A 24,182-nucleotide genomic window follows, 5' to 3' on the forward strand; every position below is an offset into this window, starting at 1 on the left:
GGCATCAGGCCGTGAAGCGGGTCCGGCGACGGGCCACCACGAAGCCGGCGAAGCCCGCCGCGACCAGCAGACCGCCGACACCGGCGATCAGGGTGACGGACTGGCCAGTGATCGGCAGGCTGCCACCGTCACCGCCGCCACTTCCACCCGGCCCGGCGGCACGGGCCTTGACGACGAGCTTGGCCTGGTTGTTGGCGGCGTTCGAGTCACCTTCCATATCGGTGACGACCTTGCCCGAGGTCTGCCCGTTCAGCTTGTCGATCCGCAGGGTGAAGGGGTACGAATGACTCACCCCCGCCTCCGGGTTACCGGCGGCGATGCAGCCGTAACGGGCAGCTCCCGGCTTACCGCCGTTCTCCCACGGGTTCCACGAGTCCTCGTCGCCCTTGTCGTATGGTGCGCATCCCTCGGACACCTTGACCGCCTTGGTGCCCTTGGGGATTTCCACCCTCAAGAACGGTTCGGGAAGCCACGAGACGTCCACCGTTGCCGGACCCAGGTTGGTCCAGCCGACCCATACCTCGACCTTGTCGCCCACCTTGGCGGTGACGGTGGCCCCGTCGGCGGTCACGTCGGCGGTGTTGTCGCCACCGATGATCAGGCTGACGACGGTGGAGTTGTTCTGCTGGTCCACGTCGGTCTGCGGAACGGACGCCTGTCGGGCCGTTCGCACCTCTACCAGCTTCAGCTCTTCACCGGTGCCCGGCTTGCCAGGCGGGAGCGGGGAGCGGGGGTCGTCGGTGACGATCGCCCAGTCGTCCCTGGTCCACCAGTCGACATAGCTCTCGATCCTGCTGCCGGACCGGGCGCTCTCGTCCAGCTTGATCGGAAGCTTCGTGGAGAGCCGGTAGCTTCGGCCCGGCTCCAGGTCGGTGTCGAAGGTGCAGATGGTGATGCGGTTTGCGAGGTAGTCGCAGTTGCTGAAGCTGCCGACGTCCGGGCTCAGGTGATCGGTCTGGAGGCGGAGCACCGCCCCGTGCGCGGTGTTGTCACCGGCGTTGCGGACCACGTCGGCGGGCAGGCCAGCGGTGGCACCCGGGACGATGTCCAGCTCAACCTTCGGCTCGGACCGTAGGTCCACGCCCTTGGCCACGGTGACCGTCACGTCGGCGCTGCCGGTCCGGCTGCCGTTGCTGGCCCTCAGCGTCAACGTCGCCTTCGTGCCGGGCTTCACGTTTGCCTTGGCGGTGAGTCGGTAGTCCAGGCTCAGGTCCGGCACGTTCTGCCCGTCGAACATGTGCTCGCAGTGCAACCCCTTGCCGACCGGTACGCACTTCCAGTCCGAGGCAGCGAACTTGATGGAGGCGATGGCGTCGACCTGCGAGAAGTCGATGTCGAGGGTCGTCTTCAGTGGATCTTCCTCACGCGGACCACCTACCTCGATCGTGTGGTACGTCGTACGACCCGGAGCAACCAGGACATCCGATGCGTAGATGTCCACTGAAGCGGACGCGTGGGCGGAGGGCGGGGCGGCGGCCACGAGCGCGCCCGCGACCCCCAGGCCGGCGAGCCAGCGTCGGCCGGATTGGTAGAACATGAGCCGATTCCTTCCGTAAGGATGTCCAGGGGCGGTCTTCGGAGCGTGGGATTTCGATGACGGAGGCCGCTGCGCTGACGGTCGGGTGACCCAGTGACACAGCCAGACCGGGTGACCCGGCTGTGCTGACGGCCGGGCCGTGTCGGACGTTGGGTAGAAGTCAGGCGACGAAGCGGGTCCTGCGACGGCGGGCCAGCAGGTAGCCGCCGAGGCCGGCGGCGAGCAGCAGCCCACCCAGGGCGACGGTAGAGGAGACGACGTTTCCGGTGATCGGCAGCGAGCCGCCGTCGTCCGGATCTCCGCCGCCGCTACCGTCGGCGGCCCGCAGGAACACGATCTCCGCCCGGTCGTTGCGAGGATTGGTATCACCGTCGAGGGCGATGGTCACCGCCCCGGCGGTCCGCCGTGGCAGCCGTTCGACGCGCAGCGTCAATTCGTACGAGAGGGTTTCCCCGGGACCGGCGAAGTCTCCGGCGCCACCGCACCCGTAGGACCGGGCACCGGGCTCGCCTGTGTCGCCACCGTTCCACTTCCCGTCGGTGGCCGGGTAGCAATTCCAGACGATGTCGACCACCGTCAGGCCGTCCGGGATGTCGACCTGCACCAGAGGAGATTCCCGCCACGTCTCCACAGTCGTCGGCCCCAGGTTGTGGAAGCCGATCGTCATCTTCACCCGGTCACCGACCCGCACCCGGGCCTCGTCGCCCACGGCGGCGGCGTCCGCCGTCCGGTCGCCGGTGATGGTCACCTGGACGTCGGTCCAGCTGTTCCGGACAGCGGGATCGGTCCGCGCTGCGGGCGGTTGGGCGACCAGGCGCAGCTCGATGCCGGTGCCGGGAGTGTCGGGCGGTTTCGGTGCGGTCGGGTCCTTCTCGACCAGCGCCCAGTCGTCGCTGGTCCACCACTGGAGCCGGTTGGTCAGGACCAGGCCGCTGCGGGCAATTCTGTTCACCCTGAACGGCAGCGGATCCGAGAGACGGTAGGTGACGCCCGGTTCGAGTTCCGTGTCGAAGTGGCAGACGAGCGGGGCGCCCTCCGTCCACCGGCAGTTTCGGAAGTTGTCGCGGTACGTCAACAGCCAGTCCGGATTCATGGTGAGCACGACACCGCGTTCGGGTCCGGGGCCGGCGTTGCGGACGGTACTGGTGACGCCGAGCAGGTCGCCGGGCTCGACGCTCAGTTCTGCCTTCGGTGCGGTCTGCAGGTCGACTCCCTCGACGACGGTCACCGTGGTGGTCCGGGTGCCGTTGGCCGCGGGCGACGTCACGTCGAAGCGAAGGGCGACCCGGGTGTCCAGTGGTGCGTCGGACCGGGCGTCGATCTGGAAGAACAGGGTAGGAAACTCGTTCGACCTGGCCGCCTTGCCTCTTTTGGCGGTGCAGCTGAGGTGCTCGTCGGGTTGGGCACAACTCCAGCCATCGCCCGATGTGGTGAGGCGGCCGATCCTGTCCAGCTCGGACAGGTCCAGGTCGAGGTGGAAAGGCTGGCCCTCGGCGAGGTACGTGATGTCGATGCGGACCTGGCCCGAGGTGCTGTGCCCGGGGGCGATCAGCAGGTCCCGCGATTCGATCTTCACCTCTCCGGCTGCGGTCGGTGTGGCGGCGGTGGAGACGACCGCGCCAGCGGCCACGGCGGGTGTGGCGGCCGTGCCGACGAACACGCCGACGGCGACAAATATGCCGAACCAGCGCCGCAGGTGGTGCCTAAGCATGAGGACTACCTCCCGGCGGGTGACGGAAAGTGGTCAGCCTCTCACGCTTGCCGCGCTCCGCATTGCCCCGCCACGCCGGGACGTGGTCGCTCGGACCGCACCGTCAGCGGTAGTCGTCCTCGTCGGCGGTGACCACCCGGGCCTGCTCCATGGCGTCCCAGTCGGCGACCTCCAGGCCCCGGTGCGGCTCGGCGTCGGTCTCGTCCGGGCCGATCACGGCGGCCTGCTCGACCGCGTCGGCCGGCTCGGCCTCCAGGTCGCGTTCCTGCGGGTCGAGGTGGTCGCTCGGGGTGAAGTCCTCGTCGGGCTGACCCATCGTCCCTCCCTGGTTGCGGCGGCCTGTCCACCCCACCGTACGGGCTGGTGGCGCGGGTCGCCCGGTGGGCGCGGGAACGTGGGAACGCCCCTCCCGGGACGACCGCCGGTGTCAGGATGGATCGGTGGGCTTCCTGATCCGACTGGTGATCACGGCGATCGCGCTGTGGGTCACCACGCTGGTCGTGCCCGGGGTCGACGTCACCGGGCGCAACGGCGCGAACACCGCTCTCACCCTGCTGCTGGTGGCGTTGATCTTCGGTGTGGTCAACGCGGTCCTCAAACCGGTGATCAAGGTGGTCGGCTGCGTGTTCTACCTGCTCACCCTCGGGTTGTTCGCGCTGGTGGTGAACGCCCTGCTGTTCATGCTGACCGATCGGCTCGCGCGGGCGGTCGACCTGCCGTTCCGGGTGGACGGTTTCTGGGCCGCCTTCTGGGGGGCCATCGTGATGGCCGTGGTCACCTGGTTGATCAGCGTCGCCGTACCGGACCGGTGGGAGCGTCGGTGAGGCCGACGGGTGGACGGTCACCGGGGCGGTTGTGTCCGCCGTCGCCTCCTACGGGATACTGCCGACGGTGGACAGCGCGGTCCGGCGCACCCATGGAAGACAGCGGCCAGCGCGGCCGAGAGCGGTAAGTAAGGAGCGTTTCACATGCCCATCGCTTCCCCCGAGGCTTACGCGGAGATGCTGGACCGGGCCAAGGCCGGCCGGTACGCGTACCCCGCGATCAACGTGACCTCGTCGCAGACCCTGAACGCGGCGCTGAAGGGCTTCGCCGACGCGGAGAGCGACGGCATCATCCAGGTCTCCACCGGTGGTGCCGAGTACCTGTCCGGGCCGTCCGTCAAGGACATGGTGACCGGTGCGGTGGCGTTCGCCGCGTACGCGCACGAGGTGGCCAAGAAGTACCCGGTCAACATCGCGCTGCACACCGACCACTGCCCGAAGGACAAGCTGGACGGCTTCGTCCGGCCGCTGATGGCCATCTCCCAGGAGCGGGTCAAGGGCGGCCAGGAGCCGCTGTTCCAGTCGCACATGTGGGACGGCTCGGCCGTGCCGGTGGCGGAGAACCTGCAGATCGCCGCGCAGCTGCTCGACGAGGCCGCCAAGGGCAAGATCGTCCTGGAGATCGAGGTCGGCGTCGTCGGTGGCGAGGAGGACGGTGTCGAGAACGCCATCAACGACAAGCTCTACACCACCGTCGAGGACGGCCTGGCCATGGTCGAGGCGCTCGGCCTGGGCGAGAAGGGCCGCTACATGGCGGCGCTGACCTTCGGCAACGTGCACGGCGTCTACAAGCCGGGCAACGTCAAGCTCAAGCCGGAGATCCTCAACCAGATCCAGGAGGCGGTCGGTGCCAAGTACGGCAAGGACAAGCCGCTCAGCCTGGTCTTCCACGGCGGGTCCGGCTCGCTGCTGGAGGAGATCCGGGAGGCGCTCGACTACGGCGTGGTGAAGATGAACATCGACACCGACACCCAGTACGCCTTCACCCGGCCCGTCGCGGACCACATGCTCCGCAACTACGACGGCGTCCTCAAGATCGACGGCGAGGTCGGCAACAAGAAGCAGTACGACCCGCGTGCCTGGGGCAAGCTGGCCGAGGCCGGTCTCGCCGCCCGGGTCGTCGAGGCGTGCGAGCACCTGCGCTCCACCGGTACCCGGATGAAGTGACCCTGACGTACCCCGTCGACGGCCGGCTCCCCACCCGGGGGCCGGCCGTCGCCGTCGGAGCCCGGCCGGCCGGGCCGCACGTCAGGCGGTCGCGGTGAGCACCCGGACGGCCTCCCGTACGTCGTCGGTGAGGTGGATGCTGCCGGACAGGTCACCGGCCGGCGACCCGGCGAACAACGGCCGCAGCAGCGACTCGATCGGCAACTCCCGGGTCCAGTACGCCCGGTCGAGGAAGACGTACGCCCCGCTCGCCCCGTCCGTGCCGTAGTACGTCTTCGTCGCCGCCTGGAACACCTCCTGCACGGTGCCGGCCCGGCCGGGCGCGAAGACGATCCCACCCCGGGCCAGCCGCAGGATGGTGTCCTCCCGGATGGCGTTGGAGAAGTACTTGGCGATCCGCCCGGCGAACAGGTTCGCCGGTTCGTGCCCGTACAGCCAGGTGGGGATGGCCAGCCCACCGGAACGGGCCCAGTCCAGCCCGGGGCCGCGCTGCTGCGGCACGGTCGCCGTGTAGCGGTCCCGCACGGTCAGCGCGGCGGCCGTGTACCGGTCGTGGTCGGTGAAGTCGGGGGCCACCGCCAGCAGGTCGATCGCCGTGTTCAGCTCCTGCACCGGCCAGGCGGACAGGAACGCGCCCAGGTTGGCCGCCTCCATCACCCCGGGACCGCCGCCGGTCACCACCAGCCGGTCGGCCCGCGCCAGCTCCCAGCCCAGCACCGCCGCCATCCGGTACGGCACACTGCCGCGCGGCACCGCGTGCCCGCCCATCACCCCCACCACCGACTGTGGCCCGTGGGTGGCGAGCCAGGTCCGGGTGGCGTCGGCCAGGGCGTTGTCCACCCCGTGGTCGTGCAGCCGCTGGCCGAGTGCCTCCTTCACGTCCGGCAGCGCGCCACCGTGGGTGCGGAAGTGGTCGTAGACCCGGGTGTCGTACATCCCGGCGAATCCGGCATCGGCGAACCCCTCGGCCAGGTCGGTCGGGGTGTAGAGATGGGCCGGCTGGGTCGGGTACGGCAGGCCGGAGAAGGGCGGCACCACGTTCGCGCCGCGCCGGACCAGGTCCGCGCCGACCTCCCGGCCGGCGAACCGGCAGCCGACGAAGAGGGTGCCGGCCACGTCGGTGGCGGTCAGGTCGGGGACGGGGTCGAGGTCGAGGCGGAGCCCCTGCACGGTCAGCCCGGCGAGGCTGTCGGCGGCGAGGTGCCTGTCGAACTCGGCACGGGTCTCGATCTCGTCATGACTGGTGTCGTGCGGCGCGATGACGTCCGCGGGAGGTGGGGTGGGCACCCCGCCATCCTGCCCCCACCCCGCCACCGCGCGCCGGGGCAGGGGTACCGACGACAGGAGCCCGGCGACCGAGGCCGCCGGGCTCCTGCGTAACCGGGTCCTGGGGAGGCTCCGGACCAATAGTTGTAGTGGAAAATATCTTCGGGTGGCATGGGCCGCAGGGCCGGTACGGTCGGCCGAGGGTTCACCCGACGGGGCCGACGGTTCACCCGGTAGGGTCCCGACGTGACGTAGACCTCCACCGTTCAGCCAGCGTACCCACCCGACCCCCTCGCGCCCCGCAGGGCGAAGCGGGTTGAATGGGGCGATGCAGAACCTGTTGCCTGAGCCTCCGGCCACCCTCCTGCCCGCGCACGACGACGCGGACGCCGCGCTGGCCGCCGCCGCAGAACAGGGCACCGACGAGGCGTACGCCGAGGTCGCGGCCCGCTTCCCGACCCACAGCGCGGCCTGGGCGGCGCTGGCCACCCGGGCCCTGGACGATGGCCAGGTGGTCGCGGCGTACGCGTACGCCCGCACCGGCTACCACCGTGGCCTGGACCAGCTGCGGCGCAACGGCTGGAAGGGGCACGGCCCGGTCCCCTGGTCGCACACCCCGAACCGGGGCTTCCTGCGCTGCCTCTATGTGCTGTCCCGGGCGGCCGGGGAGATCGGCGAGGCGGACGAGGCCGCCCGCTGCGCCCAGTTCCTGCGCGACTGCGACCCGGCGGCCGGGGACGCCCTCGCCAGCGCCTGACCGGCCGGTCGACGCCGGCCCGCCCGACAGTTCGTACGGGTGGGCCGGCGTCGCCGTTTCCCGCGTCGCCGTTTCCTGCGCCGGTCAGAGCCCTTCGGCGACCGCCGCTGCGATCTTCAGCCAGGCGTCCCGGGTGGCCGAGGAGAGCCCGCCGTACCGGATCGGCTCGCCGGTGTCGATCAGCCGCTCGTACGGCGCGAGCAGCACCGCCCTCGTCCGGGCGGCGAAGTGCTCCTGGATGGCGGGCAGGTCGATCTCCTTGCGCGACGGGGGCATCGACACCACCGTGACGGCCTGCCGGACCAGCCGGTGCCGGCCGCTCTGCTCCAGGTGGTCGAGCATCCGGGCGGCCGTCTCCGCCGAGTCGTTACGGGCCGACATGGTGACCACCAACTGGTCGGTGGCGTCCATCGCGGCCTGCCAGTTCTGCGCCCGGACGTTGTTCCCGGTGTCCACGAAGATTAACTTGTAGAACCGGCTCACCACCTCGCGGATCTCGGCGAACGCCGCCGCCGTCAGCATCTCGCCCCCGGTGGCCGACTCGTCCGAGGCGAGCACGTCGAACATCCCCTCGCCCTGCGAGCGGACGTACTGCGACAGGTCGCCGATCCGGCCGTGCGGGCCCTGGAACTGCCCCAGGTCCCGCAGCATGTCGCGCACCGTACGGGAGTGGAAGTCCTGCTGCGCCCGCATCCCGAGGGTGCCCTGGGTCTCGTTGTTGTCCCAGGCCAGCACGTAACCCCCACGCTTCTGCCCGAAGGTCATCGCGAGCAGCAGGATGGCCACCGTCTTGCCGGCCCCACCCTTGGGATTGACCACTGTCACCTGGCGCAGCCCGCCGAAGTTGCGGCGCACCATCTCGATGTCCCGCTTCACCTCCTGCTCGTGCTGTCCCGGTGGGAGCTTCACCAGGCCGATCCTGTTGACCATGGCCCGGACGCCCATCGTGGCGATCGGCTCGGCCGGCCGGATCTGCCGACGACGGGCGAAGTCCTCGGCGGTCGGCGCGATCCCGCTCTCCGGCGACCACCCCATCTCGGGGTAGCCGGCCGGGGAGAGCGGGTCGGGATAGGCCGGCGCGGACGGAACCGCCGGGAGCGTCCCGCCGGAGGTCGACGGCTCCGGCCAGGACGGCCGATACCACCCGCCGGTCACCTGCTGCCCCGGTACGGGCTGCTCCGCCGCCGGCTGCGGCCCCGGAACCGACTGCCCCGGCGTCTGGTGCGCTACGGCGTGCTGTTCCGGCGTCTGGTGTGGTCCGGTCTGCTGCCCGGGCGTCTGGTGTGGTCCAACCTGCTGCCCCACGACCGGCTGGGGTTCGGGGGACGGCTGGTCCGGCCCGGGTTGCAGCCCCGGTGCCCGGTACCCGTGCACCTGTTGCTCGGGCAGCGGCAGGTCAGGGTTCCACGGCTGGGGCAGCGACAGCCCGGGCTCCGGCGGATCCGGCGGTTCGGACCGTGAGAGCTGGGGCGTCGGCTGTTCGGGCGGTGGCGGGCCGGCTTCCCGCGACTCGGTCCAGCTCGGAGTGGGGTCCGGCCGGTCCGGGCCGCTGTCCCCGGTGGCGGGCCGGAACTCTCCGGTGACAGCGGGGTCGGTGACGGCGGGCGGGAACGGTGGCGGTCCGGCAGGGGCCGGGTGGGGAGCCCCGTCGGCTGCGGTCGGATGCTGCGGGGGCGGCTGCGGGCCGACGGTGGCGCGGTCCACAGGCACCTGCTGCCCGTCGGGCACGTGCCCTGACCCGCTGGGCGGGTGCTCCGGCCCGCCGGGTCCGGGTGCGGCTGCCTGTGGGTGGGAGACCCCGTGCATCGGACCGGTGGCCCGGTCGGGCTCGTCGGTTACGGTCGAGAGCCGCTGGGGCGGCAACGCCCAGGGTGAATCGCCCCGCCCCGTGGACTGTGCCGGCACCGCCGCCACGACTGCCGGGCCGACCTCCTGGAACGTGGAGGATTTCGGCCCCCCGGAGGGCCCGAACTTTCCGAGATTCAACTCGGTCGGGTCGTCTCCGTGCGCCACGACGCTCCCGTTGCGCGGCGGGGACGGTGGGGCGGGGTGGGACGGGCTGTTCGGCGGGGGCGTCGCAGCAGCCGACGTGGACGGTCCGGCCCCGTGACCGGTCCCGGCCGGCGGTGCGACATAGGTCGGTGGAGCGACAGGGGTCGGCGGTTCGACGGAGGCCGGTGGACCGGCGAGCGACGGGTCCAACGTGAAGGGCAGGTCGAGATCCACCCGTCCGGTCCGGCCCGGACCTGCTCCACCGGCCGGTGCTGGCGGCCGACGCGTACCGCCACGATCCGCCGGGACGGCGTCCCCGGCAGCGGGATAGCCGGGCAGGGGGTCGTAACCGGGGGAGCCGTTGTACTCCGGGAAACCGTCGTCCCTCGGAGGGAGACCGGTCGGGAGGGTCGGCTCGGGCAGGTCGGGCACCCAGCCGTCACCCGTCGGGGCCCAGCCGCCGTCGGTCGGCAGCGGCGCGACCTCCGCCGCGAGCGACGGGTACGCCGTCGGCGGGTAGACAGGTGTGGGCTCGGCGGCCCAGTGCGGCACCGGGGGGTCGGGCGGCCAGAGAGGTTCGACGTCCCGCTCCGGCCCCGGCTGTTGGCCTGGCTGTCCGGCCCGGCCGGTGTTGTCGTCCACCACGGATCCTCCCCACTCCTCCCGCCGAGGATAGGCCGTCCCGTTCCCGTTACGCCGGGTGACGGATGCGGGGAGCGGTCAGCCGGTGAAGACCGCCCAGGCCCCGGGCTCGGTCCACCAGGACCGCTTGCGGCTCAGCTCACCCTCGACGCCGTCGTCGAGGAAGGGCACCCGCTCGTCCCGGGGGATCACCGCCACCGCCCGGCCCCGGGCCCGTCGGACCTCGTACCGGATCTTCTTCTTCCTACCCAACGTCGGGCGGGTCGGCACGGGAACGGCCACCGCGACCTCCACCCGACCGTCGGCCGGGTCGCCGGCGGTGAGCAGCGGCAGCGAGTCGAGGGTGGCGTAACCGCCGGCGTTGCCGATCGCGCAGGCCAGGATCGGGTCCGCACCGTCGGAGAGCACCGCGTCGTCCACCTCGACCCGGCCCCGCCAGTGCAGCGGCCGGCCCGCCTCGTCGGTGGCACCGAGCAGCGCCCCGTCCAGGGTCACCGAACCACCGTCGTTACGCAGCAGGTCGAGCCGGCGTACCCCGCCGTCGAGCACGGCCGCGGCCACCGCCGCCGGGTCCCGGGGCAGGCCGAGCTGCGCGGCCAGGTCCCGGTGCGGGCCACCCCGGGCCGGATCGAGCGGGAGTACGCCGATCGGCGGTAGGTCGGGCACCGTACGGTTGCCGGCCAACTCGACGGGGCGACGGCTCGGCGGTGGGGCGTACCGGCGGACGAGCCGACGCACGACGGCGCGCAACTGGGCGTCGCTGGCGACGGCGACGACCAGCCTGGTCTTGCTGTCCGGATCGGGCCAGGCGAGGCCGTCGGGGCGGGCCGGGGCGTCCAGCCGGACCAGCACCTCGTCGACCTCGGCGTCGGAGCGGGCGACGACGGTCTCCACCCGGGCACCCCGCGCGGTCAGCGCGTCCGCGCAGGCCAGCACCGGTACGCGCGGCGTCTCGCAGCGCTGTCCGTCCGGCGGCGCGGCCGGTTTCCCGGTGGCCTCCGGAGCACCGCCGCAGCAGGCGTCGCCGCTGCCGCAGCCCCCGCCGGGAGCGTCCCGCTCGGAGCCGAGGGTGAGCAGCACCACGTCGTACACTCCGGGCCTCCTGCCTTGCGACGTGAACCCCTGCCGGCCACGCCGTTTCTACTTGTTAGCCTGACACCCCGGGCTCGCCAACCGGTCGCCACCTGGCACCCGAGCCTTCTGGAGGCGGACAAGATGCCAGCGATCGTGCTCATCGGTGCTCAGTGGGGCGACGAGGGCAAGGGCAAGGTTACCGACCTGCTGGGTGAGCGGGTCGACTACGTCGTGCGCTACTCCGGCGGCAACAACGCCGGCCACACGGTGATCACGCCGGACGGGCAGAAGTACGCGCTGCACCTGATGCCGTCAGGCGCGCTCTCCCCGAGCGCGATGATCGTCATCGGCAACGGGGTGGTGGTCGACCCGAAGGTGCTGCTCGCCGAGATCGACGGGCTCGCCGAGCGCGGGGTGGACGTGTCCCGGCTGCGGATCTCCGGCGACGCGCACCTGATCATGCCGCACCACCGGGCGCTGGACCGGGTGGTGGAGCGCTACCTCGGCTCGGCCCGGATCGGCACCACCGGGCGCGGCATCGGCCCGGCGTACGGCGACAAGGTCGCCCGGATGGGCATCCGGCTCCAGGACCTGCTCGACCCGGGCATCCTGCGTAAGAAGCTGGAACTCGCGCTGCGCGAGAAGAACCAGCTGCTGTTCAAGGTCTACAACCGCAAGGCGATCGACGTCGAGGAGACCGTCGAGGAGTACCTGCGGTACGCGGAGCGGCTGCGGCCGTACATCGCCGAGACCCGGGTGATGCTCTGGGACGCCCTGGACCGGGGCGAGACGGTGCTGCTGGAGGGCGCCCAGGCCACCATGCTCGACATGGACCACGGCACGTACCCCTTCGTGACCTCGTCGAACCCGACGGCCGGTGGGGCGTGCGTGGGTGCCGGTATCCCGCCCACCGCGATCAACAAGGTGATCGCGGTGAGCAAGGCGTACACCACCCGGGTCGGGTCGGGCCCGTTCCCGACCGAGCTGTTCGACGACAACGGCCAGCACCTGCGCAAGGTCGGCCACGAGTACGGCACCACCACCGGCCGGGAACGCCGCTGCGGCTGGTTCGACGCCGTGGTGGCCCGGTACGCCTGCCGGCTCAACGGCGTCACCGACCTGGTCATCACCAAGCTGGACGTGCTCACCGGCCTGCCCAAGGTCCCGCTCTGCATCGGGTACGAGATCAACGGTGAGCGTTTCGACGACATGCCGATGACGCAGACCGACTTCCACCACGCCACCCCGATCTACGAAGAGCACGACGGTTGGTGGGAGGACATCAGCAAGGCCCGTACCGAGGACGAGCTGCCGGAGAACGCCCGCCGCTACATCGCCCGCATCGAGGAGATCACCGGTACCCGGGTCAGCGTGGTCGGTGTGGGCCCCGGCCGCGAGGAGAACGTCGTCCGCCACCCCCTCCTCCCCTGACAGTCCCCGCTTCCCCGCGCTGCCCCGCGCTGCGCTGCGCGCGGTCCCGCTGTGCCCGGTCCCGCTGTGCCCCGGTGATCAAGAGGTTTGCGTCACGGATTCGCCTTCCGGTGACGCAAACCTCTTGATCAGCTGTGGAAACCCGAGGTTTGTCCACAGGGTTATCCACAGGGGTGGAAGTGGGAGTGGGTGGGGCGTGAGGGTGGTGGGGTGATGCCGCTCGACATTCTCCGTCGGATCGCCCTCGGGCAGGACGGCATGGTCACCATGACGCAGGCCCTCGCGGCCGGGCTGACCCGGGACCATGTCCGGCAACTCTGCCGCTCCGGGCGGTGGACGCGACTGTCCCGTGGCTGCTACGCCCCCACCGGGCAACAACCGGACCCGGTCGCCTGGCGGGCCCGCATCCGGGCGGCGGTGACGAGCCTCGGCACCGGAGCCTTCGCCGTCCTCGACAGCGCCCTCGCGCTGCACGACATCGCCGGGCCGCGCCGACCCGCCGTCCACGTGTCGGTGCCGGTGGACCAGCCCCGGCCGCAACGGCACACCGACCCCACGCTCGTCGTCCACCAGTTCACCGTCGCCCCGGGTGACCTCGTCGACGTGGCCGGCATCCCCACGACCTCACCGTTGCGCACCGTGACGGACATGATTCTCCGGCTCGACCGGTACCCGGCGGTGTCCGTGCTCGACTCGGCGTTGAACCGAGGGCTCGTCACCCCGGAAGACCTGGCCACCGTGCCGTCGCTCGTCCGAGGTCGCCGGGGTGCCCCCGCGGCCCGCAGCCACCTCGCCGAAGTTGACGGTCGCGCCCAGTCACCGCTGGAGACCTGGTCGCGGTTGCGCTGCGTCGACGGCGGTGTCCCGCCCGACGTGCTCCAACAGGAGGTCCGGGACGGGGACGGTCACCTGCTCGGCATCGGTGACCTCGGGTGGCGGGCGGCACGGTTGATCGCCGAGGCCGACGGGGTCGGCCCACACGGCACCCCGGAGGCGTTGTTCGCCGACCGACGCCGGCAGAATCGCCTGGTCAACGCGGGTTGGCGGGTGCTCCGGTTCACCTGGTCCGACGCCCTGCGCCCGGACTACATCCCGCACACCGTCCGTCAGGCGATGGCCTTCGGCCGCTCCCGCCCCTAGGCCCGCCCCGCCCCGTCCCGGCACCGCTCCGTCTCGGCACCGCCCCGTCCCGGCACCGCTCCGTCTCGGCATTGCCCCATCCCATCCCGCTCTGCCCCGTCTCGGCATAGCCCGGCCCGGCCTGCCCCGGCATGCCGCCCCGCCCCAGCTCAACCCGCCTCCACCTCGCCTCACCCCTGACCCCTGACCCCTGACCCCTGACCCCTCGGACGGTGATCAAGAGGTTTGCGTCAGCTGATCAAGAGGTTTGCGTCAAAGTCGATCTTCAACGTGACGCAAACCTCTTGATCAGCGGGGCAGGGCGGGGCAGGGCGAGGCGGGGCGGGGCGGGGCAGGACGGGGCGGGGCGGGACGGCGCGGGGGCGGGGGCGGGGTGGTGGGTAGGATTCGTCGCCGTGCGCGTACTTCTTCTGGGTGGTGGCGGGCGGGAGCATGCGCTCGCGCTGGGGTTGGTCGAGGATCCGGCTGTCGAGGTCCTGTTCGCGGCGCCCGGTAACCCGGGGATTGCGGGTGTGGCGGAGCTGCGGCAGGTCGATCCGGTCGATCCGGCCGGGGTCGCCGGCCTGGCCGTGGAGGTCGGTGCCGACCTGGTGGTGATCGGGCCGGAGGCGCCGCTGGTCGCCGGGGTCGCCGACGCGGTACGCGCCAAGGGCGTCCCCGTCTTCGGCCCGTCGGCCGCGGCGGCCCGGCTGGAGGGCTCCAAGACCTTCGCCAAGGAGGTCATGACGGCGGCCGGGGTGCCGACCGCCCGCGCGTACACCTGCACCGATGCCGACAGTGTCGGGCGGGCGTTGGACGAGTTCGGCACGCCGTACGTGGTGAAGAACGACGGGCTGGCCGCCGGCAAGGGTGTGGTGGTCACCGACGACCGGGACGTCGCGCTGCGGCACGCGCAGGAGTGCGGCCGGGTGGTGATCGAGGAGTACCTGTCCGGCCCCGAGGTGTCCCTGTTCGTGGTGACCGACGGTGAGGCGGCCCTGCCGCTGCTGCCGGCGCAGGACTTCAAGCGGGCCGGCGACGGCGACAGCGGCCCGAACACCGGCGGCATGGGGGCGTACGCGCCGCTGCCGTGGGCGCCGCCGGGCCTGGTCGACGAGGTGCTGGCCGACGTGGTCCACCCGACGCTGGTCGAGATGCGCCGCCGGGGCACCCCGTTCTCCGGGTTGCTCTACGTCGGGCTGGCGCTCACCGCCGCCGGCCCCCGGGTGATCGAGTTCAATGCCCGCTTCGGCGACCCGGAGACCCAGGTGGTGCTGGCGCTGCTGGAGACCCCGTTGGCCGGGCTGCTGCACGCCGCCGCGACCGGCACGCTGGCCGCGCACCCGCCGCTGCGCTGGCGCGACGGCGCGGCGGTGACCGTCGTGGTCGCCGCCGAGGGCTACCCGGCCACTCCGCGTACCGGTGACGTGATCACCGGCGCCGACCACCCGGGTGTCATCCACTCCGGCACCGCCCGCCGGGCCGCCGACGGCGCGTTGCTCTCCGCCGGCGGCCGGGTCCTCTGCGGTACGGCCACCGGCCCGGACCTCACCGCCGCCCGCGACGCCGCCTACGCCCTGGTACGCGGCATCGAGCTGGCCGGTTCGCACCACCGCAACGACATCGCCGCCACCGCGATCGACGGCCGGATCACCGTTCCGGACTGACCGCCGCCGGTGTAATGGCCGGGGAGCCACCGACGCTGAGCGCGGCGGATCGTTCCCGGCGCAGTGGTCGGCCCACCGCGGACCGTCGCCCGACACGGTCAGGCACAGGTCAGCCGTAGTAGCGGCGGAGTTCGCGGGTGAGCACCTTGCCTGTGGCGTTGCGCGGCAGGTACTTCACGAAGATCACATCCCTGGGTACGGAGAACCGGGCCAGGTAGCGCCGGACGTACTCGCGTACCGCCTCGGGGTCGAGGGTCTCGCCGGGGTGCAGGGCGAGGAACGCGGCGAGCCGTTGCCCGTACTGTGGGTCGGGCACGCCGAGCACGGCGGCCTCGCGGACCTGCGGCAGCCGGGCGAGCAGGTCCTCCAGCTCGGACGGGAACACGTTCTCCCCACCCGAGACGATCATGTCGTCGGCCCGGCCGTCGACGAAGAGCAGCCCGTCGGCGTTGATCCGGCCGAGGTCACCGGTGTCGAGCAGCCCGTCGTGGGTCTCCCGGCGGGCCCCCGAGGTGTAGCCCTCGAACAGCATCTCGTTGCCGACGAGGATCCGGCCGACCCGCCCGGCCGGCACCGGCTTCCCGTCGTCGTCGACGATCTCCAGGCGGGTGCCGTGCGGGGGGCGACCGGCGGTGGTGGGGGCCTGGCGCAGCTCGGCGGGTCCGGCGATGGCGGCCCAGGAGACCTCCGTCGAGCCGTACAGGTTGTAGAGGATGTCGCCGTAGGTGTCCATGAACCGGGTGGTGAGGCCGCCGGGCAGCGCCGAGCCGCTGACCGCGACCACCTTCAGCGGTGGTCGGGGCTCCGGCGGCGGCACGTCGAGCAGGCGCTGCACCATCACCGGTACGGCGAACAGCGCCTGACACCGGTGGGTCACGAGCGCGTCCAGCGTGGCGGCCGGGTCGAACCGGCGGTGCAGCACGATCGTGGCGCGCAGCGCGAAGGCGACCTGGAGGGCCGCGTACCCCCAGGTGTGGAAGATCGGGGCGGCGATCAGCACGGTGTCGTGGGTGTGCAGCGGGATGCGGTCGATGATGGACACCAGCGGGCCGAAACCGTTCGGGACGGGCCGGCGGGCACCCTTGGGTGTGCCGGTGGTGCCGGAGGTCAGCACGATGGTCCGGCCGTCGTGGGCGGGCGGGGTGAGCCGGTCGGCGGGGAGCGCGGCGGCGATCAGGGCGTCGAGGCCGGGTTCGTCGACCCGCTGCACCTCGGCGGGGACGCCGAGGACCCGCTCGGCGAACTCGGTGTCGTGCACCAGCACCCGCAGCCGTTGCTCCTCGGCGACGGTGGCGAGCTGCGCGGTGGACAGTCCGGCGTTGACCAGCACCGCGTCGGCGCCGATCAGGGTGGCGGCGACGATGCCCTCGATGAGCCCGTGGTGGTTGCGGCACAGCAGCCCGATCCGGTCCCCGGCCTGTACGCCGAGCACGCTGCGCATCGAACGGGCGAGCCGCTCGGCCCGGTCGAGCAGTTGCCGGTAGGTGAGTTCGTGGCCGTGTTCGTCGACGACGGCGATGCGACCCGGGTCCCGGGCGGCGGCCTGCCGCAGTTCGCCGGCCATGCCCCAGCCCCACCGGCGCAGCGCGGCGAGTTGCGAGGCGACCCGGACGGGGCGTCCGGGGGTGAGCAGTCCCCGCCTGGTCAGTGTGGCCACGATGAACGGCAGGTCCATCCGACGACCTCCTTCGGGGTACGACGTGGGGCCCAGCCGGGGCCCTCACCAGGGATTCCTTTCCGATCATGCGCTGTCGCCGACCGTCCGCCCAGTCGACGTCGCCCGTGATGGACGGGCGGTGACCGGGCGGTCGACCGGTGGCGACGGTCAGCGGATCTGGACGCCGGAGATGGCGCGGGAGATGACCAGCCGTTGGATCTCGGAGGTGCCCTCGAAGATGGTGTAGATCTTGGCGTCCCGGTACCAGCGTTCGACCGGGTGGTCGCGCAGGAAGCCGGCCCCGCCGAGGAGCTGCACGGCGCGGTCGGTCACCGCGACGGCCACCTCGCCCGCCTTGAGCTTGGACATCGAGCCCTCGCCGGCGGTGAACGGCCGGTTGTTGCGGCCCATCCAGGCGGCCCGCCAGACCAGCAGCCGGGCGGCGTCGATCTCCATCTTCATGTCGGCCAGGGCGAACGCGACGGCCTGGTTTTCGATGATCGGCCGGCCGAACTGGACCCGGTCCTTGGCGTAGTCGAGGGCGTACTCGTAGGCGGCGCGGGCGACGCCGAGCGCCTGTGCGCCGACGGTCGGCCGGGACAGCTCGAAGGTGCGCATCGCGGCCTGGCCGCTGGCCCGTTGCCCGGACCGGGCGCGGGCCAGCCGCTCGTCCAGCGCGTCCTTGCCGCCGAGCAGGCAGCGTCCGGGCACCCGGACGTCGTCGAGGAAGACGTCGGCGGTGTGCGAGGCGCGCAGTCCGAGTTTCTTCAGCTTGCGGGTCGCGTGCAGCCCGGCCGTCCCCGGCGGTACGACGAACGCGGCCTGCCCACGGGAGCCCAGTTCGGGGTCGACGGAGGCGGTGACCACGTGCACGCCGGCGATCCCGCCGTTGGTGGCGTACGCCTTCTGCCCGCGCAGCACCCACTCGTCGGTGGCCTCGTCGTAGACGGCTCTGCTGCGCATGGCCGCGACGTCGGAGCCGGCTTCCGGTTCGGTGGTGCAGAACGCGGCGACTGCGGGTTCGTCGGCCGTGCCGAAGCACTGCGGCACCCATTCGACCATCTGGTCGGGGGTGCCGGTGCCGTAGATGGCGGCGACGGCGAGGGAGCTGCCGAAGATGCTCAGCCCGATGCCGGCGTCGCCCCAGAAGAGTTCCTCACTGGCGATCGGCAGGGACAGCCCGGTGGGGTCGGCCCAGCAGGTGGCGAGGAACTCGAAGCCGTACAGGCCGATCTTCGCCGCCTCCTGGATGACCGGCCAGGGGGTCTCCTCCCGGGCGTCCCACTCGGCGGCGGCCGGGCGCACGACCTCGGCGGCGAAGCCGTGCACCCAGTCCCGCAGGTCCCGCTGTTCCTCGTTCAGGTCGAGCGAGAACTCGGCCATCGTCAGGCCTTGGGGATGTCGAACAGGTTGGCGATGTTGGCGGCCAGGCCCAGGTCGCCCTTGGCCTTGAGCTTGCCGGTCATGAACATCATCACCGGGTTGGCCCCGCCGGAGACGATCCTCAGGAACTCGACCGGGCCCATGGTGAGGGCGAGCTTCGGGTCGCGGGTGGGGGTCTCCGAGACGGTGCAGGTGCCGTTCTCGATGACGATCTCGTAGGTGTCGCTGCCACCGTCGGGCCGGCCGGTGATGTTCCAGTGGATGACCGCGCTGGTGGCCCCGGCGCGGTCGGCGCGGAAGATCTGCGGCATCCGACCGAAGACCTCGCTGAGCACCTTGCCGCGCAGGTCTCCGGACATCACCTCGGCGATCTTGTCATCCGGGGTGGACTTGACCAGCTGGGCGAACTCCTTCGGGCCGTAGTTGGCGAAGTTGGCCGGGTCGAAGTCAGTCATGGAAGTTGCACCTCTCGGGACGGGCCGGTTCTGGTTACTCCCGCGTAACCCTACGCACGAGTAGGTATGCTCGCAAGGGTGTCCAGCACGCCGAGCTTCAAGCGCCTCCCCCGGGCCGTACGCGAGCAGCAGATGCTCGACGCGGCCGTCAAGGTCTTCTCCCGACGCGGCTTCCACGCCGCCAGCATGGACGAGATCGCCGAGGACGCGGGCATCTCCAAGCCGATGGTCTACGCCTACCTCGGCACCAAGGAGGAACTCTTCGTCGCCTGCCTGCACCGGGAGACCGCCCGGATGATGCTGGCCATCGCCGGGGCCGCCGCCCCCGACCTCCCACCCGACCAGCGGCTCTGGCGCGGCCTGCGGGCCTTCTTCGGCTTCGTCGGGGCGCACCGCGACGGCTGGGCCGTGCTCTACCGGCAGGCCCGGGGCTCCCAACCGTTCGCCGCCGAGCTGGCCGCGATGCGCGCCCGGCTCGTCGACGTCGTCGCCGGGATGCTCGACCACGCGCTGCGCGCCCGGGGCCGGGAGGTCGCCGGCACCGAACTGGAGGTCGTCGCGTACGCCCTGGTCGGCGCGAGCGAGTCGCTGGCCGACTGGCTCGCCGACCACCCGGAGGCCGAGCCGGAGAAGACCGCCACCCGGATGATGAACGTCGCCTGGCTCGGCGCGGCCCAGCTCCTCGACGGCGTCACCTGGCGACCCCCGGCGGACTGACCGCCCCCGCCCGCCGGTCCCGGCTCCGAGGGGTCAGCGGTGGGCGGCGGCGCGGCGACGGGCCCGCAGACGCCACCAGCGGACCAGCTCCAACACCCCGGTGACGGCCAGCGAGAGCCCGACGCCGACGAGCAGCCCCCGGAGCGGATCGCGTTCGAAGGCCAGCCCACCGAAGTAGCCGAGCAGCCCGCAGTACAGGCTCCAGACGGTGGCGGCGACCGCGTCGAACACCAGGAAGCGCAGGAGCGGATACCGGACGGCACCCATGGTCAGGGTGACGGCGGTCCGGCCGCCGGGCACGAAGCGGGAGGTGGTGAGGATCGAGCCGCCCCGCCGGTCCACCGCCCGCCGGGCCCAGTCCGAGCCGCTGCGGCGGCGGCTGCCGTCGGGCAGCCGGGCCAGCCGCTCCGCGCCGCCGCCCCGGCCGATGCCGTACGACACGTGGTCGCCGGCGAGCGCGCCGAGGGCCGCCACCGCGATCACGGCCACCAGGTTCGGGTGGCCGCTGGCCGCGAACACCCCGGCGGTGATCAGGACGGTTTCGCCCGGCACCGCCGGGAAGAACGCGTCGACCGCGGTCACCACGAAGATCACCAGGTACACCCAGGGCGAGGTGACGGTGTGGTGGAGCAGGTCGAGCACCGACTGCATGCCCTCATGCTCGACGCTGGGCCCCCGGCGGGGGGCCCAGTCGCCGGATCAGGCCACCCGCCGGGGAACCGGCAGCGGACCGGCGGCCGACCGGCGGTGCTCCCGCTTGTCGGCGGCGGTGGGGCCGTGCGAGGTGAGCACCACCGGGGCGGCCAGCGCCTCGGACACCGCCGCCGGCCAGTCGGTCGGCGGGGCGTCGTACACCGGCCGGGTGGTCAGCAGGCGGGCGGTGAGGGCCGCCTGCCGGTCCAGGTCACCGGGTGGGCCGGGACGCAACCGGTCGACGCCCTCGTAGCGGCGGCACAGCTTCAGCGCCGGGCGGGCCGGGTCGGGGCGGGTCAGGTCGAGGTGGGTGAGGGCGAGGCCGTCCACCCCGCCGGCCACGTCCAGGGCGTACCGGTGGGCGACGGCGTCGAAGTGACCGAACCGGAACCGGCCCTGCCACGGGTTGGTCGGGTTGCGCGGGTCGGTCAGCGGCAGGGTCCGGTCCTCGGTGACCAGCGGGCCGGGCCCGTGCCGGGTGGTCACCGTCCGCACCACCCCCAGCCGGTACGCCGACCCGGCCGCCCCCGCCTCGGCGAGCAGCGTCTCGGCGTTGGCGAAGGTGGTGGTGCTCCACGTGGTGTACGGGTGGAAGCCGTGCCACTCGTCCAGCAGCACCCCCTGCGCCCCCTCGAAGACGCAGGTCCCCGCCCGCAACACCCCGGCCAGGTACGACCGGTCGACGATCGCCACCCGGTCGGCGAAGCCGGTGAACGCCGGCAGGCAGTCCGCCACCGGTGGGGCGTCCAGCGGGCCGAGTTCGGCGGTCAACCGGTCCCGCAGCGCGGTGAGCCGGCGGCGCAGCAGCTCCCGGTCCCGGCAGTCGGCCACCCGGGGGGCCTCGTCGGGGTGGGCGAGCCCGTACCGGACGGACTCGCCCACCCCCAGCCCGCAGGAGCCGTGCCGGGCGGCCCCCCGGGCTATCTCCCGGAGCCGGTTCGCGGCCCGGTGGTACGGCGTGGCCAGCAGCGCCTCCCCGTCGACGGTCAGCCGGTCGAGGGCGTCGGGCACCCCGACCGCGGCCAGGTGGTCGGCCTCGGCGGCCAGCGCCAGCGGGTCCACCACCTGCTGCCGGGCCAGGTGGGTACGCACCCCCGGACGGAACGTCCCCGCCCCGAACTGGGCGAACGTGTGGTGCCTGCCGTCGGGCAGCAGCACGTTGTGGGCGGCCTGCGCACCCCCGTTGAACCGCACCACGGTGTGCACGTGGCGGGTCGCGCAGAGCCAGTCCACGACGGTGCCCTTGCCGGCGTCGCCGTAACCGAGATCGACCACGATCACGTGCCGGCCGGCCTGTCCGGGGTCGGGGAGGGCGGTCACAGCCGGGTCACCCCACCGGTGCGGCCCGACGTGGCCGGCAGCGTGGAGACCTCGGCCCGCCGGCCGCCGCCCAGCGGGGCCAGCGCCTTGGACACGGTACGGCCGGCGGTGGAACCGGCCCGGTCCAGGTCGCGCAGCCCCTCGTCCAGGTCGATGGCCTGCTCGCCGAGGCCGACGGTGAGCGCGATGGTCTCGCAGACCGCGTCCAGGTCGTCGAGCACGACGGCGCGCTGCCCGAGCAGGTCCCGCCAGAAGTCGAGCACCGTGGCGTTACCGGCGTAGTGGCTGCCGGCGGGGAGCAGGTAGTAGGTGTCCCAGCGGCGGGTCACCTCGTCGACGATCTGCCGCAGCGGCACGTCCTCGCCGAGGTCGTCGCCGATCAGCCGGCTCACCTCCCGCCGGTTCACCCTGGGGTACGCCAGCTCGTCGCCGATGATGAACAGGTAGCCGCGCCGCCCGCGCTTCTCCCAGCTGTCGGTGACCGTGTGCCGGGCCATGAAGTACATCGCCAGCTCGTACGACTCGGTCATCTGACCGCCGCCGCCGCCCTCCAGCACGATCCGGCCGAGGTCGTCGTCCATCCGGTTGTCCGACTCGAACTGCCCCACCTGCAACGGCACCCGGTCGCAGGTGGCGTCGCCGATCGCGCCGAACAGCACCTGCGGGTCGCGGGCGTAGCCCTGGCGCAGCAGCAGCCCGAGCAGCTGCGGCAGCTTGGCCTGGAGGGTGCGGGGCACGTGTCCCATCGAGCCGGTCACGTCGAACAGCACCGCGATGGGTGTCGACTGCGGGTGCTCGGCCGAGTCCCGGCTCTCCCGGACCGCGCCGCGCGGGTCGAGCGCCGGGTGCACGGTCCGCGCCCCGCTGTCGCTGTAGGAGAACGCGCTCTTGCCCTTCTTCTTCCGGTAGCGGTCGGCGGCGTCGTACACGTCGGTGGACCAGATTCCGCTGCCCATGGCAGCCTCCTAGGGGTTGAGGGTGAACGGTCGGAAGGTGCGCGGCCCGTAGAGCCGGTCGAGCACCTCGTCGAGTTCGCCGAGCAGTCGCCAGGCGTCGTCGGGTCGGGCGGCCAGCGCCGGGCGGCGGCAGCCGTCGGCGAAGGCGCGCAGTTCACGGGGGGCACGGTCGCCCATCAGCCAGCTCATGCACGTCGCGGCCATCGCCAGGTCGGTGCCGGGGCCGGCGGGTCGCCGCGCGGTGACCTCCGGCGGGTACCAGTCCTCGTGGCCGGGGACCAGCGCCGGCACGGTGCCGCCGTCGACGGCGGAGAAGCACCAGTCGACGAGCACCACGCCGTGCGCGTCCGGCTCGATCAGCACGTGCCGGGGGAGCACCGCGCCGTGCACCACGCCGGCCCGGTGGGCCAGGCCGAGGGCGACCAGCAGCCGCCGCCACATCCAGGCCGCGTCCCGGGCGTCCAACCCGTCGGGGTACGCCCGGCGTACCGCGTCGAGGTCGTGCAGCCCGGGTACGGCGGCGAGCACGCTGATCCGACGTTCCGCCCCGCTGACGGCGTCGCGGTGCCGGAAGCTGTCCACCAGCCGGGGCACGTACGGCAGGTGGCGCGGGTCGCCCCGGTCCTCGATCTGCCGCAGCGCGTACGCCTCGCGGGCCATCAGGTCGTTGTCGGCCGGGTCGCGGGGCAGCTTGAGCAGCCGGTCCGCCCCGACGTCGTAGAGGTCGGCGAGGTCACCGGCGTGGGCGAGCGCCCCGAGCCGGTACCCGCCGAGCACGACGGTGGCGGGGTCGGTGCCGCCGTCCGGTGCCGGCCGACCGGCGGTGGTCGTCGGGTCGCCGGGGGCGGGGGTCCGGGTGGCCTGCCAGCGGGTGGTGACCTGGACGAACGCGTCGGTGGCGGCGGCGCGTACCCGATGGTCGAGCGTGCCCAGCCGGTCGGGGTGCAGGGCCGCGACCAGCTCGCGGTAGCGCCGGGCCGGGGTGTCGACGCCGAACAGGTCGGCGTCGGTGCGGGCTGCGGCGACCAGTCGGATCGCCTCGTCGGTCCTCACCTGATGGTCTCCTCCCGGGCGGGGCGCAGCAGCGCCGGGTGCAGCAGCCGGGCGTCGCCGGCCCGGTAGAGCCGGGCGCGCGGACCGCCCCGGGCACCGCCGCGTTCGGTGTTGACGCCGGTGCTCTCGACGAAGCCGGGGACGGAGAGCACCTTGCGGTGGAAGTTGCCGGCGTGCAGCGGGTGGCCCCAGACCGTCTCGTAGACGCCGCGCAGCTCGGCGATGGTGAACTCGGGGCCGAGGAAGCGGGTGGCCAGCGGGGTGTACTCCAGCTTGGAGCGGGCCCGTTCCAGCCCGTCGTCGACGATCCGGGCGTGGTCGAAGGCGAGCTGCCGGCTGGGCAGGGCGGTGACCGGCAGCCAGCCGGCCTCGTCGGCGTCGCTGTCGGCGACCGGGTCGGGCAGGTCGGGGGCGAAGGCGAGGTGGGCGACGGAGACGATCCGCATCCGGGGGTCCCGCTCCGGCGCGCCGTAGCTGGCGAGCTGTTCCAGGTGGACGCGGCGCAGCCGGTCGCCGCCGAGGCCGGTCTCCTCGGCGAGCTCGCGGCGGGCCCCGGTGGCGAGGTCCTCGTCGGGCTGGACGAACCCGCCGGGCAGCGCCCAGTGCCCCTGGAAGGGGGGCTGGCCACGCCGGATCAGCAGCAGGTGCAGCGCGCCCTCGCGGATGGTCAGCGCCACCACGTCCACGGTGATCGCGGTCGCGGGGTAGGCGCTGGGGTCGTATCCGGCGAGGAATTCCTGCTCGTTCACAGCGTCCCTCTC

Annotated in this window: 21 protein-coding genes; 7 read left to right on the forward strand and 14 right to left on the reverse strand. The window is 72.6% G+C overall.

Going from position 1 to position 24,182, the window contains the following annotated elements; translation table 11 throughout:
• Positions 1–4: 4 nt before the first annotated feature.
• The 3 genes from JQN84_RS12280 to JQN84_RS12290 form a co-directional block, all read right to left on the reverse strand.
• Complete coding sequence (locus JQN84_RS12280) at positions 5–1,537, reverse strand: LPXTG cell wall anchor domain-containing protein (protein WP_204958495.1); 1,533 nt, start codon at positions 1,535–1,537, stop codon at positions 5–7.
• A gap of 160 nt (positions 1,538–1,697) precedes the next feature.
• Complete coding sequence (locus JQN84_RS12285; protein ID WP_204958496.1) at positions 1,698–3,248, reverse strand: LPXTG cell wall anchor domain-containing protein; 1,551 nt, start codon at positions 3,246–3,248, stop codon at positions 1,698–1,700.
• A 103-nt stretch (positions 3,249–3,351) separates the two neighbouring features.
• Entirely contained in the window at positions 3,352–3,564 is a 213-nt protein-coding gene (locus tag JQN84_RS12290; RefSeq protein WP_204928469.1) for a hypothetical protein, read from the reverse strand.
• Positions 3,565–3,688: 124 nt separating this feature from the next.
• On the opposite strand from JQN84_RS12290, the gene JQN84_RS12295 reads away from it, so the two are divergent.
• The gene (locus JQN84_RS12295) at positions 3,689–4,072 is read left to right on the forward strand and encodes a phage holin family protein (protein WP_204958497.1); all 384 of its coding nucleotides are present in this window, start codon (positions 3,689–3,691) and stop codon (positions 4,070–4,072) included.
• 144 nt (positions 4,073–4,216) lie between these two features.
• Entirely contained in the window at positions 4,217–5,239 is a 1,023-nt protein-coding gene (fbaA, locus tag JQN84_RS12300; RefSeq protein WP_204958498.1) for a class II fructose-bisphosphate aldolase, read from the forward strand.
• Positions 5,240–5,320: 81 nt separating this feature from the next.
• On the opposite strand, the gene JQN84_RS12305 is transcribed toward fbaA, so the two are convergent.
• Entirely contained in the window at positions 5,321–6,526 is a 1,206-nt protein-coding gene (locus tag JQN84_RS12305) for an LOG family protein (RefSeq protein WP_204958499.1), read from the reverse strand.
• Positions 6,527–6,833: 307 nt separating this feature from the next.
• Between JQN84_RS12305 and JQN84_RS12310 the strand changes: the two genes are divergently transcribed.
• A complete protein-coding gene (locus JQN84_RS12310) occupies positions 6,834–7,262 on the forward strand; it encodes a DUF3151 domain-containing protein (protein ID WP_204958500.1) in 429 nt (142 codons plus the stop codon).
• Between the two features lie 84 nt (positions 7,263–7,346).
• Here the strand turns inward: JQN84_RS12310 and JQN84_RS12315 are convergent, their stop codons facing one another.
• Both JQN84_RS12315 and JQN84_RS12320 read right to left on the reverse strand, forming a co-directional pair.
• Positions 7,347–9,068 carry a chromosome partitioning protein gene (locus JQN84_RS12315; protein ID WP_372445973.1) on the reverse strand — a complete coding sequence of 574 codons (1,722 nt, stop codon included), beginning with the start codon at positions 9,066–9,068 and terminating at the stop codon, positions 7,347–7,349.
• A gap of 906 nt (positions 9,069–9,974) precedes the next feature.
• On the reverse strand, positions 9,975–10,988 hold the full coding sequence (locus JQN84_RS12320) for a diacylglycerol kinase family protein (RefSeq protein WP_204958501.1): 1,014 nt from the start codon (positions 10,986–10,988) through the stop codon (positions 9,975–9,977).
• Between the two features lie 123 nt (positions 10,989–11,111).
• Between JQN84_RS12320 and JQN84_RS12325 the strand changes: the two genes are divergently transcribed.
• From JQN84_RS12325 to purD, 3 genes are all read left to right on the forward strand, one after another.
• Entirely contained in the window at positions 11,112–12,401 is a 1,290-nt protein-coding gene (locus tag JQN84_RS12325) for an adenylosuccinate synthase (protein WP_204958502.1), read from the forward strand.
• 213 nt (positions 12,402–12,614) lie between these two features.
• A complete protein-coding gene (locus JQN84_RS12330; protein ID WP_204958503.1) occupies positions 12,615–13,541 on the forward strand; it encodes a type IV toxin-antitoxin system AbiEi family antitoxin domain-containing protein in 927 nt (308 codons plus the stop codon).
• 395 nt (positions 13,542–13,936) lie between these two features.
• Positions 13,937–15,187, forward strand: coding sequence for a phosphoribosylamine--glycine ligase (purD, locus tag JQN84_RS12335; RefSeq protein WP_204958504.1), 1,251 nt, complete (start codon positions 13,937–13,939; stop codon positions 15,185–15,187).
• Positions 15,188–15,296: 109 nt separating this feature from the next.
• Here the strand turns inward: purD and JQN84_RS12340 are convergent, their stop codons facing one another.
• From JQN84_RS12340 to JQN84_RS12350, 3 genes are all read right to left on the reverse strand, one after another.
• Entirely contained in the window at positions 15,297–16,862 is a 1,566-nt protein-coding gene (locus JQN84_RS12340) for an AMP-binding protein (protein WP_204958505.1), read from the reverse strand.
• A gap of 150 nt (positions 16,863–17,012) precedes the next feature.
• Positions 17,013–18,227: an acyl-CoA dehydrogenase family protein gene (locus tag JQN84_RS12345; protein ID WP_204958506.1), complete on the reverse strand. Its 1,215-nt coding sequence runs from the start codon at positions 18,225–18,227 to the stop codon at positions 17,013–17,015.
• A gap of 2 nt (positions 18,228–18,229) precedes the next feature.
• Entirely contained in the window at positions 18,230–18,682 is a 453-nt protein-coding gene (locus JQN84_RS12350; protein WP_204958507.1) for an SCP2 sterol-binding domain-containing protein, read from the reverse strand.
• 78 nt (positions 18,683–18,760) lie between these two features.
• Here JQN84_RS12350 and JQN84_RS12355 point away from each other — a divergent pair, with 78 nt between their 5' ends.
• Positions 18,761–19,399, forward strand: coding sequence for a TetR/AcrR family transcriptional regulator (locus JQN84_RS12355; protein WP_204958508.1), 639 nt, complete (start codon positions 18,761–18,763; stop codon positions 19,397–19,399).
• Between the two features lie 33 nt (positions 19,400–19,432).
• Here the strand turns inward: JQN84_RS12355 and JQN84_RS12360 are convergent, their stop codons facing one another.
• Genes JQN84_RS12360 through JQN84_RS12380 form a run of 5 tightly spaced genes read right to left on the reverse strand, consistent with a single transcriptional unit; the run spans position 19,433 to position 24,170 of the window.
• Positions 19,433–20,050, reverse strand: a complete 618-nt coding sequence (locus tag JQN84_RS12360; RefSeq protein WP_204958509.1) for a DedA family protein — start codon at positions 20,048–20,050, stop codon at positions 19,433–19,435.
• Positions 20,051–20,098: 48 nt separating this feature from the next.
• Positions 20,099–21,412, reverse strand: a complete 1,314-nt coding sequence (locus tag JQN84_RS12365) for an adenylosuccinate synthetase (RefSeq protein ID WP_307821176.1) — start codon at positions 21,410–21,412, stop codon at positions 20,099–20,101.
• The gene (locus JQN84_RS12370) at positions 21,409–22,368 is read right to left on the reverse strand and encodes a hypothetical protein (protein ID WP_204958510.1); all 960 of its coding nucleotides are present in this window, start codon (positions 22,366–22,368) and stop codon (positions 21,409–21,411) included. The genes JQN84_RS12365 and JQN84_RS12370 overlap by 4 nt, the downstream gene beginning before the upstream one ends.
• 9 nt (positions 22,369–22,377) lie before the next feature.
• On the reverse strand, positions 22,378–23,421 hold the full coding sequence (locus tag JQN84_RS12375) for a serine/threonine-protein kinase (RefSeq protein WP_204958511.1): 1,044 nt from the start codon (positions 23,419–23,421) through the stop codon (positions 22,378–22,380).
• On the reverse strand, positions 23,418–24,170 hold the full coding sequence (locus JQN84_RS12380; RefSeq protein WP_204958512.1) for an NUDIX hydrolase: 753 nt from the start codon (positions 24,168–24,170) through the stop codon (positions 23,418–23,420). The genes JQN84_RS12375 and JQN84_RS12380 overlap by 4 nt, the downstream gene beginning before the upstream one ends.
• Positions 24,171–24,182 lie beyond the last annotated feature (12 nt).

Source organism: Micromonospora humidisoli, from assembly GCF_016900955.1.
Lineage (GTDB): Bacteria > Actinomycetota > Actinomycetes > Mycobacteriales > Micromonosporaceae > Micromonospora > Micromonospora wenchangensis.

Bases quoted from the DNA above. Each gene is read 5' to 3' on its own strand.
- JQN84_RS12340 (WP_204958505.1), bottom strand. From the start codon at position 16,862: ATGGACCTGCCGTTCATCGTGGCCACACTGACCAGGCGGGGACTGCTC.
- JQN84_RS12370 (WP_204958510.1), bottom strand. From the start codon at position 22,368: ATGGGCAGCGGAATCTGGTCCACCGACGTGTACGACGCCGCCGACCGC.
- fbaA (WP_204958498.1), top strand. From the start codon at position 4,217: ATGCCCATCGCTTCCCCCGAGGCTTACGCGGAGATGCTGGACCGGGCC.
- JQN84_RS12350 (WP_204958507.1), bottom strand. From the start codon at position 18,682: ATGACTGACTTCGACCCGGCCAACTTCGCCAACTACGGCCCGAAGGAG.
- JQN84_RS12315 (WP_372445973.1), bottom strand. From the start codon at position 9,068: ATGCACGGGGTCTCCCACCCACAGGCAGCCGCACCCGGACCCGGCGGG.
- JQN84_RS12280 (WP_204958495.1), bottom strand. From the start codon at position 1,537: ATGTTCTACCAATCCGGCCGACGCTGGCTCGCCGGCCTGGGGGTCGCG.
- JQN84_RS12285 (WP_204958496.1), bottom strand. From the start codon at position 3,248: ATGCTTAGGCACCACCTGCGGCGCTGGTTCGGCATATTTGTCGCCGTC.
- JQN84_RS12345 (WP_204958506.1), bottom strand. From the start codon at position 18,227: ATGGCCGAGTTCTCGCTCGACCTGAACGAGGAACAGCGGGACCTGCGG.
- JQN84_RS12360 (WP_204958509.1), bottom strand. From the start codon at position 20,050: ATGCAGTCGGTGCTCGACCTGCTCCACCACACCGTCACCTCGCCCTGG.
- JQN84_RS12330 (WP_204958503.1), top strand. From the start codon at position 12,615: ATGCCGCTCGACATTCTCCGTCGGATCGCCCTCGGGCAGGACGGCATG.
- JQN84_RS12325 (WP_204958502.1), top strand. From the start codon at position 11,112: ATGCCAGCGATCGTGCTCATCGGTGCTCAGTGGGGCGACGAGGGCAAG.
- JQN84_RS12290 (WP_204928469.1), bottom strand. From the start codon at position 3,564: ATGGGTCAGCCCGACGAGGACTTCACCCCGAGCGACCACCTCGACCCG.
- JQN84_RS12310 (WP_204958500.1), top strand. From the start codon at position 6,834: ATGCAGAACCTGTTGCCTGAGCCTCCGGCCACCCTCCTGCCCGCGCAC.